Annotated in this window: 15 protein-coding genes and 1 other RNA gene; 3 read left to right on the forward strand and 13 right to left on the reverse strand. The window is 41.8% G+C overall.

Annotation, left to right across the window (positions count from 1 at the left end):
* Window positions 1-15 precede the first annotated feature (15 nt).
* The gene (locus tag G613_RS0103010; RefSeq protein WP_029231246.1) at window positions 16-744 is read left to right on the forward strand and encodes a lysophospholipid acyltransferase family protein; all 729 of its coding nucleotides are present in this window, start codon (window positions 16-18) and stop codon (window positions 742-744) included.
* Between the two features lie 64 nt (window positions 745-808).
* On the opposite strand, the gene G613_RS0103015 is transcribed toward G613_RS0103010, so the two are convergent.
* The 7 genes from G613_RS0103015 to tadA all read right to left on the reverse strand — a co-directional run bounded on the left by G613_RS0103015 (window position 809) and on the right by tadA (window position 10,641).
* Entirely contained in the window at window positions 809-2,014 is a 1,206-nt protein-coding gene (locus tag G613_RS0103015) for a D-alanine--D-alanine ligase family protein (RefSeq protein WP_029231247.1), read from the reverse strand.
* Window positions 2,015-2,055: 41 nt separating this feature from the next.
* Window positions 2,056-3,675, reverse strand: coding sequence for a Mur ligase family protein (locus tag G613_RS0103020; protein WP_029231248.1), 1,620 nt, complete (start codon window positions 3,673-3,675; stop codon window positions 2,056-2,058).
* Window positions 3,676-3,689: 14 nt separating this feature from the next.
* A complete protein-coding gene (locus G613_RS0103025) occupies window positions 3,690-4,478 on the reverse strand; it encodes an alpha/beta fold hydrolase (protein WP_029231249.1) in 789 nt (262 codons plus the stop codon).
* Between the two features lie 75 nt (window positions 4,479-4,553).
* Window positions 4,554-6,122: a glycoside hydrolase family 9 protein gene (locus G613_RS0103030; protein ID WP_029231250.1), complete on the reverse strand. Its 1,569-nt coding sequence runs from the start codon at window positions 6,120-6,122 to the stop codon at window positions 4,554-4,556.
* 35 nt (window positions 6,123-6,157) lie between these two features.
* Window positions 6,158-8,446 (reverse strand): hydratase, encoded by a 2,289-nt coding sequence (locus G613_RS0103035; RefSeq protein ID WP_029231251.1) that lies wholly within the window; start codon window positions 8,444-8,446, stop codon window positions 6,158-6,160.
* Between the two features lie 96 nt (window positions 8,447-8,542).
* On the reverse strand, window positions 8,543-10,102 hold the full coding sequence (locus G613_RS0103040) for an extracellular solute-binding protein (RefSeq protein WP_029231252.1): 1,560 nt from the start codon (window positions 10,100-10,102) through the stop codon (window positions 8,543-8,545).
* Window positions 10,102-10,641, reverse strand: a complete 540-nt coding sequence (tadA, locus tag G613_RS0103045; protein WP_051151028.1) for a tRNA adenosine(34) deaminase TadA — start codon at window positions 10,639-10,641, stop codon at window positions 10,102-10,104. Before tadA ends, G613_RS0103040 begins: the two co-directional genes overlap by 1 nt.
* 112 nt (window positions 10,642-10,753) lie before the next feature.
* Between tadA and G613_RS0103050 the strand changes: the two genes are divergently transcribed.
* Together G613_RS0103050 and ffs are read left to right on the forward strand one after the other, a co-directional pair.
* Window positions 10,754-11,173, forward strand: coding sequence for an RrF2 family transcriptional regulator (locus G613_RS0103050; protein ID WP_029231254.1), 420 nt, complete (start codon window positions 10,754-10,756; stop codon window positions 11,171-11,173).
* Between the two features lie 89 nt (window positions 11,174-11,262).
* An RNA gene (gene ffs / locus G613_RS20185) (signal recognition particle sRNA small type) lies at window positions 11,263-11,362 on the forward strand.
* Between the two features lie 134 nt (window positions 11,363-11,496).
* On the opposite strand, the gene G613_RS0103055 is transcribed toward ffs, so the two are convergent.
* From G613_RS0103055 to G613_RS0103080, 6 genes are all read right to left on the reverse strand, one after another.
* Entirely contained in the window at window positions 11,497-12,582 is a 1,086-nt protein-coding gene (locus G613_RS0103055; protein ID WP_029231255.1) for a PucR family transcriptional regulator, read from the reverse strand.
* 121 nt (window positions 12,583-12,703) lie between these two features.
* Window positions 12,704-13,813 carry an ABC transporter ATP-binding protein gene (locus tag G613_RS0103060; protein WP_029231256.1) on the reverse strand — a complete coding sequence of 370 codons (1,110 nt, stop codon included), beginning with the start codon at window positions 13,811-13,813 and terminating at the stop codon, window positions 12,704-12,706.
* Between the two features lie 200 nt (window positions 13,814-14,013).
* A complete protein-coding gene (locus tag G613_RS0103065; RefSeq protein ID WP_029231257.1) occupies window positions 14,014-15,423 on the reverse strand; it encodes a GGDEF domain-containing protein in 1,410 nt (469 codons plus the stop codon).
* Between the two features lie 46 nt (window positions 15,424-15,469).
* The gene (locus tag G613_RS0103070) at window positions 15,470-16,288 is read right to left on the reverse strand and encodes a YesL family protein (protein WP_029231258.1); all 819 of its coding nucleotides are present in this window, start codon (window positions 16,286-16,288) and stop codon (window positions 15,470-15,472) included.
* A 19-nt stretch (window positions 16,289-16,307) separates the two neighbouring features.
* The gene (locus tag G613_RS0103075; protein ID WP_029231259.1) at window positions 16,308-16,796 is read right to left on the reverse strand and encodes a GNAT family N-acetyltransferase; all 489 of its coding nucleotides are present in this window, start codon (window positions 16,794-16,796) and stop codon (window positions 16,308-16,310) included.
* Window positions 16,780-17,730, reverse strand: a complete 951-nt coding sequence (locus G613_RS0103080; protein WP_029674467.1) for an alpha/beta fold hydrolase — start codon at window positions 17,728-17,730, stop codon at window positions 16,780-16,782. The genes G613_RS0103075 and G613_RS0103080 overlap by 17 nt, the downstream gene beginning before the upstream one ends.
* Window positions 17,731-17,867: the final 137 nt, after the last annotated feature.

Genomic DNA, 17,867 nt, shown 5'->3' on the forward strand with positions numbered 1-17,867 from the left:
AAGAGGCATTTTAACATGATACGTTCCATTCTCGCAGTTTTATTTGTTGCGATATTTCTGATACTTAGTCTCCCTATTCAGGGCGTTCTATGGATTGTGGGCAAGTTCAATCCCTGGGCCAAGAAGACCGTTTCCCTTGCCATTGTAAGTTGGGCATTTAACGTAGTATCTTTTATCAGCGGTGTTAAAAGAACTGTCATCGGCGAAGAAAACGTTCCTAAGGACACAGCAGTCCTCTACATCGGTAACCACCGCAGTATCTTCGATATTGTTCTGGCTTACCCAAGAGTTCCAAGACCAACAGGCTTTATTTCCAAAAAGGAAGTTCTCAAAGTACCGCTTCTCAATATCTGGATGATCTATATGGACTGTCTTTTCCTTGATAGAAAGGATATCCGTAAGGGCATGGAGATGATCCTGACAGCCATAGATAAGGTTAAAAACGGAATCTCAATCTTCATCTATCCTGAAGGAACCCGTAACAAGACTGATCTTCCACTGGGCGAGTTCAAAAAAGGAAGCTTTAAGATTGCTCAGAAAACAAACTGTCCAATCGTTCCTGTTGTAATCAATCACTCAGATGAAATATTGGAAAAGCACGCACCATTTATCAAATCAACTCACGTTACTATCGAGTACTGCAAGCCAATCATCATGTCTGAGCTTTCAAAAGAAGATCAGAAAAATATCGATCAGTACGTCAAGAAAATCGTCGAAGATACTTATATCAAGAACGCACAGTAATTCGAAATCACATAGACACAACAAAAGCGGTATGCATATCACCTATGCATACCGCTTATTTTTATCAACCCTTTGCGCCTTTACTTCCACCGCCAAGATGAACACCTTCAAGAACGTTAGTCTCAAAGGAATAAACTACCTTGTGGCTCTCTCTGTCTGCCTTAAGAGCCAGCTCTATCATTTCATCCAAAAGATCTGCATACTTAACTCCAAGTGGCTCCCACAAATAGAAGGAAAGTGATCCCGGAATAGTATTGATCTCGTTAAGATATACCTTATCAGTCTTCTTGTCGATCATGAAATCGATTCTGGAAACGCCTGAGCATCCAAGGCACTTGAATGCATCAACAGCCATCTTTCTGATTTCTTCTCTTCTTGCATCGCTGATCTCAGCAGGGATCTTTCTCTTAAGAGAAGCCATTCCCTTGCTGCCACCGGTCTTAGCACCCTTGGCACCGCCCTTAGCACCGCCGATATACTTATCCTCGAAGCTGAGAATATCATCAGAGTTAACAGGCTCTTCACACTCAGAAGCCTTAGCTTCCTCGTAGTCACCTATAACTGAGCAGTTAATTTCTTTAAGGTCTGAGATAGCAGGCTCAACCAGGATCTTCTTGGAGAACTCAAATCCAAGGTCAAGAGCCTCTAAAAGGTCATCTCTGTCATTTGCTTTCTTGATACCGATACTTGAACCAAGGTTAAGAGGCTTGATGATAACAGGATATTCAAAGGCCTTCTCAATCTTTTCAACAAGAGCGTTTACATCCTCATAGTCCTTCCAGGTGTAGCACTTGCAGTCAAGAACAGGAATTCCGTTGTCCTTGAGGACAGTCTTCATAACGTACTTGTTCATACCAACTGCAGAAGAAAGAACATCACATCCAACTACAGGAAGTCCAAGAGTTGCAAGATATCCTTGAAGTGTACCATCCTCAACGTTTGTTCCGTGAACAATAGGGAATGCGATATCAACCTGAGAAATAACGTTGTTTCCGAACTTCTTCATAGGCCATCTGCAAAGAGAAACCTTGTCGCCCTCTTTAACCCAGATAACCTGTGTGCTCTTCTTGATAAGCTCAGGAATATGAGTGTACTCCTCGATCTTGTCCACATACTCACCTACGTAGAAATCATTGTTCTTGGTGATGTATACAGGAACGATGTCGTACTTGTCTCTGTTAATATGTCCGATTGCCTGAATCGCTGAGATGATTGAAATCTCATGCTCTGTACTCTTACCACCAAATAAAACTGCCAGTTTAAGCTTCATAATTACTCTGCCTTCTTTCTAATTCTAAAACCAATTTCTAATTACTTATAATTATCAGGAAGATCGTTTTCCAAAAGAATTACCTTTTCTCTTCCTGCATCCAGCTCATACATAAGCGCTGTTGCCTCATTGAGAGTGCTCTTTATAAAGATTCTCTCAGGATCAAAGCCGCCTTCAATGGCTCCGGCCTTGATGGAAGCGCTGTTCTTTTCTCCAACAAGGATAATATAGTTACAAACTTCTGCTGCTTGTCTTCCGAACTCCTTGTTGTACTCATCCTCTTTTTCTCCCAGCTCTACCATTCCCGGAGTAACAAGGATCTTAACCTTATCCTCGAAAAGACCTAGAGTCTCAAGAGCAACTTTGGCTCCGTTTGGATTGGAGTTATAAGCATCATCGAGAATTGAAACAGTGCCGTGCTTAACAAGCTCAAGTCTGTGTGGAACAGGCGCAAGTCTTCTGACTGCAATACGCAGCTTGGTCATCGGAACTCCAAGACTGTTTGCTGCAGCTATGGCACCAACAATGTTCTCAACGTTATGTCTTCCAACGAGTTTTGTGCTAAACTCACAGCTCTCTCCATTAGGTGCTGTCACGGTAAAAGATGTACCGCTGCCGGAAACCTTTATATCTGTAGCTCTGTAATCACAACCCTCGGACATACCGTATTTAATGGCATCCTTGTATTTCATATTGGCTCTGATTATCTGGTTATCACCGTTTACAAACTTAAGGTGCTTGTCTGCCTTGCCATCTTCCTTGGCCTTCTCATCAACCGCATCAAGAAGTTCATACTTGGTGCTGATAATGTTCTCAAGACTGTGGAAGGTCTCAAGATGCTGATGACCAATAGAAGTAAGTATTCCGTCATCAGGATGGACAATATCTGTGATCTCCTTGATATCGTGGAGGTGTCTGGCACCCATTTCACATACAAAGATTTCGTGAGTAGGCATAAGGTGCTCTCTTATAGTTCTCACAATACCCATTGGAGTATTGTAGCTCTCTGGAGTCATAAGAACTCTGTAGCCTTCGGACAAAAGAGTGGTCAGATAGTATTTAACACTGGTCTTACCAAAGCTTCCTGTGATACCAATAATACGAAGTCCTGGATGCTCTCTCAAAATTCTCTTGGCATCATCGATATAATACTGATTGATTCTGTTCTCAATGGGTTTGTTTATCAGGTTGGCAAGAGCTGTTAAAAGCGGGAACAGTCCGATATAAACTGCCCATACAATAAGCGCGGCCACAATTCCCTTAGAACTTGAATTGTACAGGATAAAAGAAATCACAAGTAAAATGCAGATCAAAACCGCATCTGTAATAAAAAGCCTCTTAACTCTGGGAGTTACCACGAATTTCTTCTTGGCAGGCTTGGGTAAATACAGGAAAACTGTCATCACAATGAATACGATGGCCAGTATATCAAACAGAAGATATAGCCCAAACTGCTCCCACGCCAAAAATAGCGGCGCAAGAACCAGCGAGAATGCGGCTCCCACATGAAGTCCGAACTTGCTCTGAATCGAACCAAGGAATCTGAAGTATCCCTGGAACTGGTAGCTGGAAAGCTGCAGCATGTGAGTATAATAACGCAGTCCCAAAACAGTTATGGCTACAATACCTATAACCTTGATCAAGATAGTAAAAATGTCCATTTCAAATCTCCAATTTAAATTCCAAGAAAGCTACCAAGAATCTTATTGTACAAATAAGGATTATCAAGGAAAGTATAATGTCCCGCTCCCTGAATAACGGCAAGTCCCGCCTCAGGCATAAGCTTCTCCATCTTCTGTCCGTCTGACAGAGGTGTAGCCGTGTCCTGATCTCCCCAGATAAGAAGTGTCGGCTGAGTAACCGAAGGCATATATGGCTCGCAGTCCTCATTGACATTCATTACCAGAGACTTACGCATGATCGGTGAAGCCGCAGCATAGTCCGCGCTTCCGAATTTCTTTTGCAACATATCAAGAGTCTGTGGAAAAAGCTTTATTATCCCGGTCTTGGTCAAAAGATTCTTGTAAAACTTGTATCTCTTGGTGCGGCTGTTCTGAGCCCCGGTCCTTACCGGAATTATTCCTGCGGAATCAGTCAGGATTATCTTGGGAATAGTAAAGTCTGTACTTATCCTTCCATCATGGATTCCTGCGGCAAGCTTGATAATAATTCTGCCGCCCATGGAATGTCCGAGGAATATGATCTCTTTTTCCTGAGGATAAAGCTGCCTAATAAATGCCAGTACAAAGTCCACGTAGGCATCTACATTCATTGGCTCAAGAGGCTCGTCACTCTTACCAAAGCCCGGCATATCCATAGCCACCACATGGTATTTGGTCTTGGCAAAAGAAATAACTCCTGCAAAAAGATCGATGTTGGAGCCCCATCCGTGAAGCATCACAAGAAGTGGTCCGCTGCCTTCATCTATGTAATTTATATTTAGTCCATTAATATTTGTGTTCATGACCCATCCATATTAACACCAGCTAAAGTTACTTGCAAATTCCATATTATGACTAAGATTTTGGAAAAAATGCTGTTAGTTCTCCAGTACACTTAGCATAAAAATCAAAAGTGCATCCTTCTGCGGATCATTCATAACTCCGCTGTAGCCTTCAGTATCCTTGTAATCCCTCTCGGTACTTGAAGTGACAAAATTAAGGCAGGACGGATTCATTCCCATCATGTAGTGGGCATGGTTCTCAATAATTGTGGTGTACTCATGATTATAAATAATGTGATTTGTAATAGTAAGGCATCTTGCCTCATCAAGAAGAGTAGAAAAATCCTCTCCTTCTGCGGCATTTGCCACAAGGTACCTGCTCTCTGTAGCTCTTTGGGCAATGGCCTCGGATTTTTTCATAAGTGCCTTGATAAGCTTCTCGCACTGCTCCTTGTCCACATTCTGATTGGTTGAAAGATATGTCACAGCCCCGATAAAGATATTCTCGTCATCATTAAAGAGCTGCACCAGATCATCCCTTACAAAAAAACTGTCCAGAACATGATGATATTTGTCGCTTCCCGTTGCTCTGTAAAGCTCTGCTGCCGCTTTAAATGCCTGTGTGCTGTCATAAACACTCTGGTTTATGGAAAAGCTCTCCCAGGCTCTGTCCGCCGCACGAAGTGCCGCTGTTGCATAGTCCTGATCGTACTGCTGATAAATGAAGCTAAGCCTTGCCATAGCCGCTGCAAAGCTTATTGTTGCCTCCATTGACACCGGGGTTACTTCCACAGGAGCAGAAAAAATATCTGACCCGCCACCACCTGTGATAGCTGCGCCATAGACGCCACCGGTCTTGGAATCCTGCATCTTAAGGAGCCAGTCCGCCTCATATTTGATCTCGTCAATTATATCCGGAATCCCATTGCCGCTTTCCGGAATTCCTGTTTCATCCGTAAATGCATTTGGATTCATCTCAAAAGAAAGAAGGAGATTTTCCAAAATCCTGCAGCCAATGAGCACGTCTCTGTCAGCGTTCTCATCCATATGCCAGCCACCGGTTACATCAATAGTCTGGTCTGAGTTCTCCTGAAATCTGGCCTCTGTGGTGTGACAGGCACTATGTCCGTTATCTCCATTATCTACCTGGGATATGGCTATTCCGCATCTATTGGAATAATACTTACGGCATGCCTCGTCAAAGACATCTCTGTAAACATCCTCTCCGATAGTAAATGCATAGGACTCACCAATATAATCTGCTGAAATATAGTAGTTTCCGGGCTCTCTGAAATCATTAAATCTGCCTATACCGTAGTACTTTTCGGTTTCTTCGTCCCTGTTGGCTTTTACTACTTCCCCTGTATAGACCACTTCCCCGGATTCAAGGTCTATGATCTGAAAAGACTCCGGAAGCTGCCTTCCTCTGAAGATGACCACCTTTTCAGAATCTATATTAAATCCGGACTGATCTACCATGATGTTTGGTATCTGCTCAGGAACTTCTACACTTTCTGCTGTGTAAGAGACCTCCGATACTGCTATTTCTTCAACAATCTCCTCACTACTTTCAGCAGAAGAAGCGCCGCAACCTGCGACGCTTCCCATCATCAGCACCATTAGTGCTGCTATTATTCTCTTATTCCCTCTCTTATAAGAAAACATGGCGTTATCCATTTCACTTTTTTGCGTTTCTAAAATTATTTTACGCGGTTAAAGTTAATTAGACAACCATCAAGGATTATTTGTCTCTCATCATCTGTGAGGCTTCCAAGCTTTAAGTTAAACTCAGATAGCTTTCCATCGGCTACGGCAAATGCCTTGATGTTCTCAGCCTTTTCTTTTACTGCTTTTCTGATATCCGGAATAAAGATATAGTCCTTATTCTTGAACGGAAGATCCTCGCCATCAATGATGAATGGCAGCATTCCCCAGTTTATAAGATTTGAACGATATCTCTTTGTAGCATACTCGTTGGCGATATTAGCCCATCCGCCAAGAACCTTCTGGCAGGAAGCAGCCTGTTCTCTTGCTGAACCATCACCGGGCTTAACAGCAAATATAGTTGAACCGATTCCTGTATTAGCATTGCTTACATCAGTAAACTGAGTCAGTACAGTCTTAATTGCTGCTGCAGTTTCTTCACTCATCTCATCGATAGGAGCATTCTCACGTCTCTTGAGCTCCTGCGCATATACTTCCTTGGCAAGTCCTACATATGCAGGATCCTTTCTGGAAAGAGTAAACTCAGCAAGGCCCAAAGGATTTGATCTGTAAGATGAAGTCTCACCTGAAGGGATAAGCTCATCTGTTGTTGTAACAGGATCATGAATCTCTGAAACAACCTTGAGAAGAAGATTGTCAGTAAGTGCCACCATCTTAGGCCAGTCCTTGATGTTTGGTCCAAGCTGAAGCTCTACAGATGGATCTGCCTTACCATGGGAATCAAATACACGATTCTCATAAATCTTGCTATCGAAATGATATTTATACTTACCAAAATCACCGTCAAACTCTGTTGCAGGTGTAAGTATTCCCTTATTGGCAGCTGTTGCTGCAATTGATCTTGCATCCATAAGTGCAACTGAGGCAACCTGTCCGCTCTGAACTTTAGAACCTTCACGGTTAGGGAAGTTTCTTGTGGAGTGTCTGATACTGAATGCGTTGTTGGCAGGAGTATCACCGGCACCAAAGCAAGGTCCGCAGAATGCAGTCTTAAGTATTGCACCGGACTCAAGGATTGTAGCAGCTGTGCCATTCTTAACAACTTCCATAAAGATAGGAGTGGAAGCAGGATATACACTAAGTGTAAATCTGTCATTACCGATAAAGTGGCCCTTAAGGATATCTGCTGCGGCGCAGATATTCTCAAATCCGCCGCCTGCGCAGCCTGCTATAATTCCCTGATCAACGTAAAGCTTTCCGTCTTTGAGCTTATTCTGAAGAGAGAACTCAACCTTATCTCCAAAGCTTACCTTTGCACGCTTTTCTACATCAGCAAGAATATCTGCTGCGTTTCTGTTTACCTCGGCAATCTCGTAAACATTACTTGGGTGGAATGGCATAGCTATCATAGGATTGAGGCTATCGAGATCAACCTTAACAAGTCCATCATAGTATGCTACTGCTCCGGGCTTAAGCTCTTTATAGTCACCACTTCTGCCGTGAATATCGTAGAACTGCTTGATCTCGTCATCGGTCTGCCAGATAGATGAAAGACATGTTGTCTCTGTTGTCATTACATCAACACCGATTCTGAAATCAGCACTGAGATTCTTGACACCTGGGCCTACAAACTCCATTACCTTATTCTTGACATAGCCATCACCAAATACCTTACCGATAATTGCAAGAGCAACGTCCTGAGGTCCTACGCCCTTCTTGGGAGTACCCTCAAGGTAAATAGCCACAACGCCCGGCATATCAACATCGTAGGTCTGTCCAAGGAGCTGCTTAACAAGCTCAGGGCCACCCTCTCCTACTGCCATTGTACCGAGAGCTCCATATCTGGTATGAGAATCGGAACCAAGGATCATGCCGCCGGAAGTAGCCAGCATTTCTCTTGCGAACTGATGGATAACTGCCTGATGAGGTGGAACATATACTCCGCCGTATTTCTGAGCAGCAGTAAGTCCAAACATGTGGTCATCTTCATTGATTGTTCCGCCAACTGCGCAAAGTGAATTGTGACAGTTTGTAAGAACATAAGGAATAGGAAACTTCTCCAGACCTGAAGCTCTTGCTGTCTGAATAATTCCTACATAAGTAATGTCATGGGAAGTAAGTTTATCAAACTTAACACACAGCTTATCCATATTTCCGGAAGTGTTGTGGGCCTTAAGAATTCCATAAGCAATAGTATTCTGTCTGGCTTCTTCCTTGGAAGTTGTAACTCCCTGACTGGAAAGCGCTGCAGAAGCTTCGCCGTCATCCGGAATAATAGTTGTGCCGTTTAAAAGAAAACATCCCTTATCAAGCGTTGTTACCATTCTGATTCCTCCTACCAATTAATCCCGTCTTATACATGTATACAATTATAATGTCGCTATCATACCATAATTCCGTACTATTTTGTAGTGACAATTTTAATATGAATCCTTCATTTTTTGTAATTGTCTGGTTATATCCTCTATGCCTGCTTCCTTAAGTTCTCCCCTGAACTGATTCACTTCAGCTTCAGGCGTGATATCGTAGCTGCCATAGCAGATTTCCGGCATATATTTGTCAAAGACAGATATAACTGCCCTCAGCTTTATTTCATTTACGCCATAAGAAAAATCATATCCATCCCACGGGTAATCTATAGACACATGCTCATAAGTATTTAAAAGATCATAGTACTCATCCCAGGAAACATCTGCATCAAGGAGCTCATAATCATCTCTTCTTCCCCACCAGAAATTTGTAACTATACTATTTATGTCTGCATTATATCCGCTGGGTTTCTCTATCATCCTCTCTTTGTTATATATATACTGATATCCCTCTCTTCCGTATCTGAGAAGGCAGTAACAGTCTCGATCGTTTCTAAGAACGTCATAAACCATAAGTGCTTTTTCCGGATTCTTACTTTGGGAAGAAACAGCCATGGCTCCATGGAGAATGCTGGTTTTCATGAGATTTGAACTTTCCTGTCCAAACCAGAAAAATCCTGTCTCGGCACTTGGATTTCTGGCATCCATTTCAGGTTTTATAGAAGTGTAGTAGTTTTGTGTATGATGCTGGACAAGAGCAGAATACCCCTGAATAAACTCTTCGGTATTATCGCCTGCGCTTGACAGATCTCCCCGCCAAACGCCTATACGTTTCCACTCCTTCATAAGCTTGGCAAATTCAAGGAAATCATCTCCTTCATAATAAGGAGAAACTATCTTACCATTTCCGTCTGAATATGCGCCCCATATTCCATAAGTACTGATTTCGTAAATAGGGTTATACTTGCCGGCAGACATAATATAACCAAGGGCTATAATTGTATTGGTTCCATCAGCATCCCAAGGTATCATTTCCACCCTGTGATTTGCAATATACTTAAGATACTTAGTGAGGTCTTTCCAGCTGGTAATCTGTTCTAGTCCTGCTTCTTTGGCCAGATCTGACCTATAAATAAAACCATGATTAGTCCACTGTGTGTATTCATTTTCCGGGATAAAATAGACATCTCCGTCATAGGAGCACTTTCTCCACTCTTCATCCGTAACGTTCATATAGGTCATCGGACAAAAAGCCTGGATCATTTCTTTTGACATAGGAAGAAAATTGCCCTTTTGAGCATTTGCCCATGCATCAAGCCAGTCAGTGCTGGTGCCCACAAGGTCAATATCAGAATTCTCCAAAGAAAGAATAGAATTGTATTTGCTTAGATAATCATCCCAACTTACATAACAGATATCCAATTTGGCATTTACTTTTTTGAGCAGAATCTTATTGATCTCTTCAACCGCATATTCAGTCATGCCATTGGTTGGCTTATCTCCTATAGTCAGGTAAGTGATGGTTGTAGGCTCTTCGCTGAAGTCAATGTCCCATTCTTTGTATGCATTTTCTTCAGTAATGGATGGGCCTTTCCCCGGCCTGATTTCACAGGCAACCATTGTAAGTACCATAACTACTATAAGTAAGCTGGATATTACCCTTTTTTTCATTAAAGGTTTCCTTTCTGCTCCTTCTCAGCCCTATTCCTAGCTCTCAGTTCCACAAAAAAATCCTTTAACATCCTTGAGCATTCATCCTTAAGAACGCCCTTTTTAACATCAACCTGGTGATTAAAATCCGGGTTATTTAATATATCCATTACAGAACCGGCACATCCGGCCTTGGGATTCTCGGCTGCCATGATTACCTGAGGTATTCTGGCCTGTACTATTGCTCCCGCGCACATCTGGCAAGGCTCTAATGTAACATATAGCTTACAGTCCTCAAGTCTCCAGTCCCCAATGACCTTACCGGCTCTTTTTATAGCCGTAATTTCAGCATGGGCAAGTGGGGTTTTATCCGTGTTTCGTCTGTTGTAGCCTCTTCCAATAATCTTGTCATTGTAGACAATTACACATCCAATTGGGACCTCGCCCAAAACATAAGCTTTTCTTGCCTGGGCAATAGCCGCCTTCATATATTTAATATCTTGTATTTCCTCCGGGCTCAGGCCTTTTGTACTGATCCTGCCCAGTGATTTAGGTTTCATCTGCATATCTTTATATTCTTGAATTCATACCATTTTGGTAGTAATTAAATTGATTTTTTGCTATTATATATCATTATTATAGTCATATTTGGATATTATCGAAAGGACAATTATGAGGATTTCAACCAAAGGCAGATATGGCCTCAGAGTCATGACTGATTTAGCAGTCCATTATAATGGTGAATATATAGCTCTCAAGGATATCGCTATAAGACTTGATATTACCGTAAAATATCTTGAGCAGATTGTTACAGCACTTAATAAAGCCGGATATCTCGAGAGTATGCGTGGCACCAACGGCGGACACCGTCTTGCAAAGGATCCTTCTGAATATGTTGTCGGGGATATTCTTCGTGTCATGGAAGGCAATTTCTCGCCTGTAGAATGCTCTGCAGAGGGAATGGAAGAATGCCCACTCTCCGATACCTGCGCCAGCCTTAACTTTTGGAAAGGCCTTGATGATGTGGTTAATAAGTACATCGACAGCTATACTCTTGATCAACTTGTCATGTCTAAGCCATCGCAAAAATAATAGTCGGAATTACTTGCAATAATTATCAAAACCAAGTATATTTATAGAGCGGCTCTGTAAAGGGTGTATGTAGCAGTTCTTTTGTGTGGACTCGGGTCTTATGCAATGGAAATCTGCGAACCGTGTCAGGTCGGGAACGAAGCAGCACTAAGTGGAACCTTCCATGTGTTGTAAGGTTGCCTGTTTCTACCGGAAGGACGTGCATGCATCCTTTACAGGGCCGTTTGTGTAGAGCACTTAGCGAGGTCCTTCCAAGCTTAGTGCGAACCACTTCTGTGCACTTGATGAGGTTCTTTCGAATCTAGTGCAGCAGAAGTTTCCTTTTAACGATTCTCCAGATACTTCATATAGTTGATTACCATCAGTGCAATCTTGAAGGTAAGTGCATCATCAAAATTTCTAACATCAAGTCCTGAACTCTTTTCCAGCTTCTCTATTCTATATACCAAAGTATTTCTGTGTACAAAGAGCTGTCTTGATGTCTCAGATACATTAAGGTTATTCTCGAAGAACTTACTTATTGTATTAAGAGTCTCTTCATCAAGATCATCCGGTACTTCTTTTCCGCCAAAGATCTCATCAATAAATATCTTGCAAAGGCTCTCGGGAAGCTGATAAATAAGCCTGCCGATGCCTAGTGTGTTGTAGGCATTTACTCTCTTTTCGGCGTAGAATATTCTTCCAACCTCAAGTGCCATCTTTGCTTCCTTAAAGGACTTACTAAGATCCTTGATCTCATCTACGATTGTTCCGTAAGAAACGCGAACATTGAGCATGGCCTCGGTATTCATCATATCTACTATAGTAGTAGCGATCTTCTGTACATCCTCGTAGGTCTGGCCTCTGCTCAGATTCTTGATAAGGATTACGCTGTTCTCATCAACCGCTGTCACATAGTCACCGGAGTGCTGACCATACATGCTGCTAAGCAGTTCCTGAGCAGTGTTATCAAGGGAATTCTTGGTTTCAACAAGAATGATTACTCTTGGAACACTTACCTCTATCTTGAGTTTTCGTGCTCTGTTATACACATCTATTAAAAGCATGTTATCAAGAAGCAGATTCTGGAAGAAATTGTTTCTATCAAATCTCTCTTTGTAAGCAACTACAAGATTCTGCAACTGACTAACACCAATCTTACCAACCATATATGCATGCTCACTGTCGCCCTTGGCAAGAAGCACATATGCAGGATCTCCCTCGTCCAATATCTTGAAAAGGTGCACATCCCCAATAACCTGAGAATCAACAGGTGAATTAGCAAAGTTTATAACAATTGATACATCCAAAAAATCTCTCTCGCTCGTGGATGCAACAACCTCGCCGCTTAAATCCATAACGCATAGCTCAACCTTAGTTATAGCCCCTAATTCCTCGATACTTGTTCTAATAGTCTGTGCAGATATCATTTGTTTCACCTTTCGCATATGAAAAATACGCATATTTACTATAAATTATTATATCTTAATTAAAAAAATATTGAAATATGAAAAAGGCCACGCTATAGAGCGTGGCCTTAAATAATTCATATTAGTTTGTGATTGTCTTCTCTGTCTCTTTGTCGAAGATGTGGATCTTCTCAACGTCGAATGCAAACTTAACCTTATCGCCAGGTCTAGCTGTTGTACGAGAATCAACTCTAGCTGTGATAGGGAACTCAGCAAGATCAAAGTACAGATAAACTTCTGCACCAAGAAGCTCGTATACGTTGATTGTTGACTCGAATACAGCCTTAGATGTGCTAACAACCATCTCTGAATCGTCAACATCCTCAGGTCTGATACCGAATGTAACCTTCTTACCAGCGTAGCCACCCTCGATAACCTTCTTAGCCTTTGCAGGTGGAAGCTCGATTGACTGTCCAGCGATCTTGAGGCAAGCCTTGTCGCCATTAACCTCAACGTCAGCGTCAAGGAAGTTCATCTGAGGTGATCCCATGAATCCAGCAACGAAGAGGTTGCCTGGCTTGTCATAGAGGTTCTGAGGTGTGTCAACCTGCTGAACAACACCGTCCTTCATAACTACGATTCTTGTACCAAGAGTCATAGCCTCTGTCTGGTCATGTGTAACGTAGATGATTGTTGTACCAAGTCTCTGGTGAAGCTTAGCGATCTCTGTTCTCATCTGAACACGGAGCTTAGCATCAAGGTTTGAAAGAGGCTCGTCCATAAGGAATACCTTAGGGTTACGAACGATAGCACGTCCCATAGCAACACGCTGTCTCTGTCCACCTGAAAGAGCCTTAGGCTTACGATCAAGGAGCTTCTCAAGATCAAGGATCTTAGCTGCTTCTCTAACCATCTTGTCGATTTCCTGCTTTGGAACCTTTCTAAGCTTAAGTCCGAAAGCCATGTTATCATATACGGTCATATGAGGATACAGAGCGTAGTTCTGGAATACCATCGCGATATCTCTATCCTTAGGCTCTACGTCGTTAACTACTCTGTCACCAATCTTAAGTGTTCCTGAAGAAATATCCTCAAGACCTGCGATCATACGAAGTGTTGTAGACTTACCACATCCTGATGGGCCTACGAAAATGATAAATTCCTTATCCTCGATATCAAGGTTGAAATCTTTAACAGCCTCGAAACCATTAGGATAAACCTTAGTAACATGCTGAAGTGATAAACTTGCCATACCTTATTTTTCCTCCTAATTTGCAAATACGTTTATGCTATAAATGAGTATAACTTTTAGAAATTTTATTATCTATTCACTAATTTCACAAATATTTTAGTATTCATTAGCTAATGTGACTAAGATACTAATCAGTTTTCCACAATTCAAAAATGTTGACGAAGAATCAAAAAATTCACTGTGCAATTTGTCCATTGCAATTATTCACAAAAAGAAATACTTCCCCTTCCTTCAGCTTTAGATTTTTCAAGTGCTCCCCTTGCTGCGCTCAGTATTTCTTCAGAAGATGCCCCATCTTTCGGATATATAGCACGTCCGGCAGCTATACTCACATCTTTCCCCTGTTCATGAAGTTCCGATTTCAGATCATACAAAAACAATTGCAGCTCATCTGTCTGCTTTCTTATGTCTTTTTCCTCTGCTACGCCCTTCAAAAAGATAAGAAACTCGCCGGCTTCTGTCCTTCCGAGAATATCTGAAAGCCTGTAGGTCTGCTGCAGTTCATCAGCTACATTTTTGGCTATTTCCGCACGCTCCGATGAATTATCACAGTCTACAGTAACCGCAAAAAGCATTCCATTTCTGTCACCGGCATATCTGGCATATCCGTTTAACTCTCCATTAAAGCCCACTTCATTGTATAGTCCCGTTATGAGATCTGTCTTTATCTTCTCGCTCTCTTTGGTTGCTCTCATTCTTCTTATAAATCTTCCCAAAAGGAATATACCCAAATTTGCAAGGATATATATTGTAAGGATTATAAAAAGCGTACAAACAAGATATTTATAAGCTTTCATCCTGCCGCTGATAAGCTGTTTCATTGTTTCATCACTTATCAGAAGGACTATTCCTCCCGATGTCAGTTCAGACGGAATAACAACCAAATTCCCATAGTCTTCGACTCTTGACTCATAGTATTTCTTTTGCGAAATATTAAGTTTAATGGTATCAAGTGGCATCTGCTTTATATTATTATCCCAGAAATTATCTCCATCGAAATTTCCCGCGTAAACCCGGCCACCAAGCTCCACCAATACAGCAGTATCCAAATTCGGAAGCTTTGAGAAAATCCTGCTGTTTAAATCTGCGACTTTAGAATCAGTAATTAGATATCCCTTGGTTGTACCATTGAAATTCAGGTAATTAACTACAACTACACTACCGGCCTCAAAGCAACCGTCTGTAGGAACGAAGACCATTCCTCTGCCTCCGCTTTTATAGTCCCTTGAAATCTCCTCAAAAAATCTTTCGTCCTTAAGATCAATGTTGACACCTTTTTCGTTATAGCCCTGTCCATCTAAAGTACACACCACGCTACCGTATACGGATTCATTTTGCGAAAGAGCTTTAAGGACATTTACAATCTTTGTTCTGTCCTTATAAAAGTCCATATTAGCAAAAGAAACAGCCGTAGAATCATTGTAATCTACGACTGTTTTAATAATCATATCCACAGAGCGCAAGCTCTCCTCTGCAATATGTGAAATATTATGAACTTCGTTCTGAGAAACTTCTCTTTGAATACTGCCACGGAAAAAAAGGCAGGTAATACCTACCACAAGGTACAATGCAATAATCGGAACAAACCACCTAAGATACGCCTTTTTCATGGGGATACCTCTCGAAATAGCGAGAAACAATTCCTACTAATTACTGTTACTGGCCCTGTTCTTCCTTATTCTCAACTTCGCCATCGTCAATCTTTCTGATGGCTGCCTCCATTTCTTCTTCCTCTGACATCTCTTCTACCTTAGGCTCGAAACGCTTAAAGGTTCCGTTATACAAAAGAGCATGCACAAATCCCGGTCCGGAAATTCCAAGAAGAATAAGAACAGGAAGTGCTTTTACATAAAAGAAATAGAAAATTACAACAGGTACAGCGCTTACAAGCACCATAAGCACAGTCTTGGGAAGTGCCATGATTGACATAAGTGCTGCATTCCTCAAAGTGCCAAGTACTGTGTTAACGAACTTAGACAAAAGAGGGAAAATATAAAGCGAAACCATATACAGGATCAACGCAATAGCTATAACAATGTATCTGTAAATTCCTGTATTATCTTTCATGATAAGGAAATCCAAAAGAAGGATTCCGCCTGCAGCGAACTGGATAACCTGCAAAATAGCTCCCTGCTTGAAGTTTTCCTTAAAAGATTTGAAGAATGACTTAGTTACATAGCTGTCTTCATCTCTTACGATCTTAAGGAGCACATAATGCATAGCTGTAAGTGCAGGTCCAAGTGGGATAGAGCATACAATTCCTCCGAGCCACGCAACAACTACATAAAAAACAATTCCATCCAGATTGGTTATTTCTCCGGCAGCAATCTGAACCAGATAACCTCCGATTGTGACAGCCTGCTCAATAATAAGAGGTGTTGCAAAGAGCAGTGTCAAAATGTTCAGCCACATCACGTCTGCAAGCTTTGAAAGCGCATGCATAAGTGGACTATCAATGTCAAAAATCTTTCCCATAAAACAAAACCCGTTCCTTCTAGCGTAACCAAAGCTCCATCGGCGTGAATCTTATTCCATCCGCCACAGTCTCCGGTCCCAAATCTTTAAATCCCCGTTTATGATAAAAGCCTACAGCATAAGGTGAAGAATTAACCGTAAGCCGCTCCATCCCCTCTTCATCTTTTACATATCTGGAAACATACTTAATTAAGGCACTGCCAACTCCGTTGCCATGATAATCAGAATCGACAAACAACAGGGAAATATGGCTTTTCTCTCGAAGAGAAATCATGCCAACACACCTATCCCCGTCCTTAGCAACAAACAGCTGATAATGCCCTGCCACAAACATCTTCCTGAGCATATCGTCATTGACGAACTTGTGGAAATTTACTATCCCTTCCTGGGAGTAATCCGGGGCATCGAACCTCGTAAAGGTTTCCCATGCAAGTTTCATTGCCCCGTCCCAATCAGAATGGTAAGCACTCCTTACCATTATTTTTGAAGTATCAACCTTTATTGACACTGTCTAACACTTTCTTGATCCACTGATACTGATCTTCAAATACCTGCTCTCTTCCAATCTCCTGCTGAAGCTCATGTCTCATTCCATCATAGAGTTTGAGCTCAACATTGTTGATCTTAAGCTGGTTTGTATAAATACTGTATAACTTCTGAGGAGCTTCTCCGTAATCGCCCACCGGATCCTCTTTACCTGCAGTAATAAGGATAGGGAGATTCTTGGGGATATCATCCATCTTGTCCACATTCTGAACTCTTCTGAGAAGCTCAGCCATTGTAGCAAATCCATTAAGTGTAAACACAAAATTATCAGCAGGATTTGCAATGTATTTGTCTATGCTCTCCTCATTATGTGAGAGCCAGTCAAACTTGGTTCTTGGGTTAGGGATCTTCTTGAGATATCCCTTGAATGCCATATTATTGATCATGGTTGAACGATACTTGGTTCCCATGATAACCTGCAAAAAGTTAACAAATGAGGACATTGAATTAACTGTTCCTGTTGGAACAAAGCCGGTTCCCTGAATAATAGCACCCTGAATACCTGTACCATAACGAGTAATATATTCTCTGGCAACAAATGATCCAAAGCTATGTCCTAAAATAAATACGGGAACACCCGGATATTCCTCCTGTACCATCTTCTTGAGCCTGTGGGCATCACGAACAAGTACAGTAGCAGGATCTTCCTTGCAGAAAAAGCCGTAAGTACCGCCCTCTGCAACAGAGCCTCCATGTCCAAGATGATCATTACCCATTACAAGAATGCCCTTTTCAGCCAGAAAACGAGCAAACTCATCATAACGATCAATAAACTCCTGCATTCCATGGATAATCTGCAAAATAGCTACAGGCTGTCCCTCAGGAATCCACTTAATCGCATGAATTGTGGATTGTCTGTCTCTTGATTTGTAAGTCAATTCCTCTTTGCGCACCATTTTGGAGTTCCTCCCCATATAAAATTGTTTTTCGTTATATATATAATAACATGGATTTCTCCGCTACGCTTTCGAAATCCATACACACATTCGGAATCCGCACTATCGTGCTACTTCCTCATGTGTGTTTATGTCTC

The organism is Butyrivibrio sp. VCB2006 (assembly GCF_000420945.1).
Classification (GTDB): domain Bacteria; phylum Bacillota; class Clostridia; order Lachnospirales; family Lachnospiraceae; genus Butyrivibrio.

What these genes read in the sequence shown, in the direction of transcription:
- G613_RS0103050 (WP_029231254.1), top strand. Translation starts at nt 10,754, where the DNA reads ATGAGGATTTCAACCAAAGGCAGATATGGCCTCAGAGTCATGACTGAT.
- G613_RS0103025 (WP_029231249.1), bottom strand. Translation starts at nt 4,478, where the DNA reads ATGAACACAAATATTAATGGACTAAATATAAATTACATAGATGAAGGC.
- G613_RS0103020 (WP_029231248.1), bottom strand. Translation starts at nt 3,675, where the DNA reads ATGGACATTTTTACTATCTTGATCAAGGTTATAGGTATTGTAGCCATA.
- tadA (WP_051151028.1), bottom strand. Translation starts at nt 10,641, where the DNA reads ATGAAACCTAAATCACTGGGCAGGATCAGTACAAAAGGCCTGAGCCCG.
- G613_RS0103055 (WP_029231255.1), bottom strand. Translation starts at nt 12,582, where the DNA reads ATGATATCTGCACAGACTATTAGAACAAGTATCGAGGAATTAGGGGCT.
- G613_RS0103040 (WP_029231252.1), bottom strand. Translation starts at nt 10,102, where the DNA reads ATGAAAAAAAGGGTAATATCCAGCTTACTTATAGTAGTTATGGTACTT.
- G613_RS0103070 (WP_029231258.1), bottom strand. Translation starts at nt 16,288, where the DNA reads ATGGGAAAGATTTTTGACATTGATAGTCCACTTATGCATGCGCTTTCA.
- G613_RS0103035 (WP_029231251.1), bottom strand. Translation starts at nt 8,446, where the DNA reads ATGGTAACAACGCTTGATAAGGGATGTTTTCTTTTAAACGGCACAACT.
- G613_RS0103060 (WP_029231256.1), bottom strand. Translation starts at nt 13,813, where the DNA reads ATGGCAAGTTTATCACTTCAGCATGTTACTAAGGTTTATCCTAATGGT.
- G613_RS0103015 (WP_029231247.1), bottom strand. Translation starts at nt 2,014, where the DNA reads ATGAAGCTTAAACTGGCAGTTTTATTTGGTGGTAAGAGTACAGAGCAT.
- G613_RS0103065 (WP_029231257.1), bottom strand. Translation starts at nt 15,423, where the DNA reads ATGAAAAAGGCGTATCTTAGGTGGTTTGTTCCGATTATTGCATTGTAC.
- G613_RS0103080 (WP_029674467.1), bottom strand. Translation starts at nt 17,730, where the DNA reads ATGGTGCGCAAAGAGGAATTGACTTACAAATCAAGAGACAGACAATCC.
- G613_RS0103030 (WP_029231250.1), bottom strand. Translation starts at nt 6,122, where the DNA reads ATGTTTTCTTATAAGAGAGGGAATAAGAGAATAATAGCAGCACTAATG.
- G613_RS0103010 (WP_029231246.1), top strand. Translation starts at nt 16, where the DNA reads ATGATACGTTCCATTCTCGCAGTTTTATTTGTTGCGATATTTCTGATA.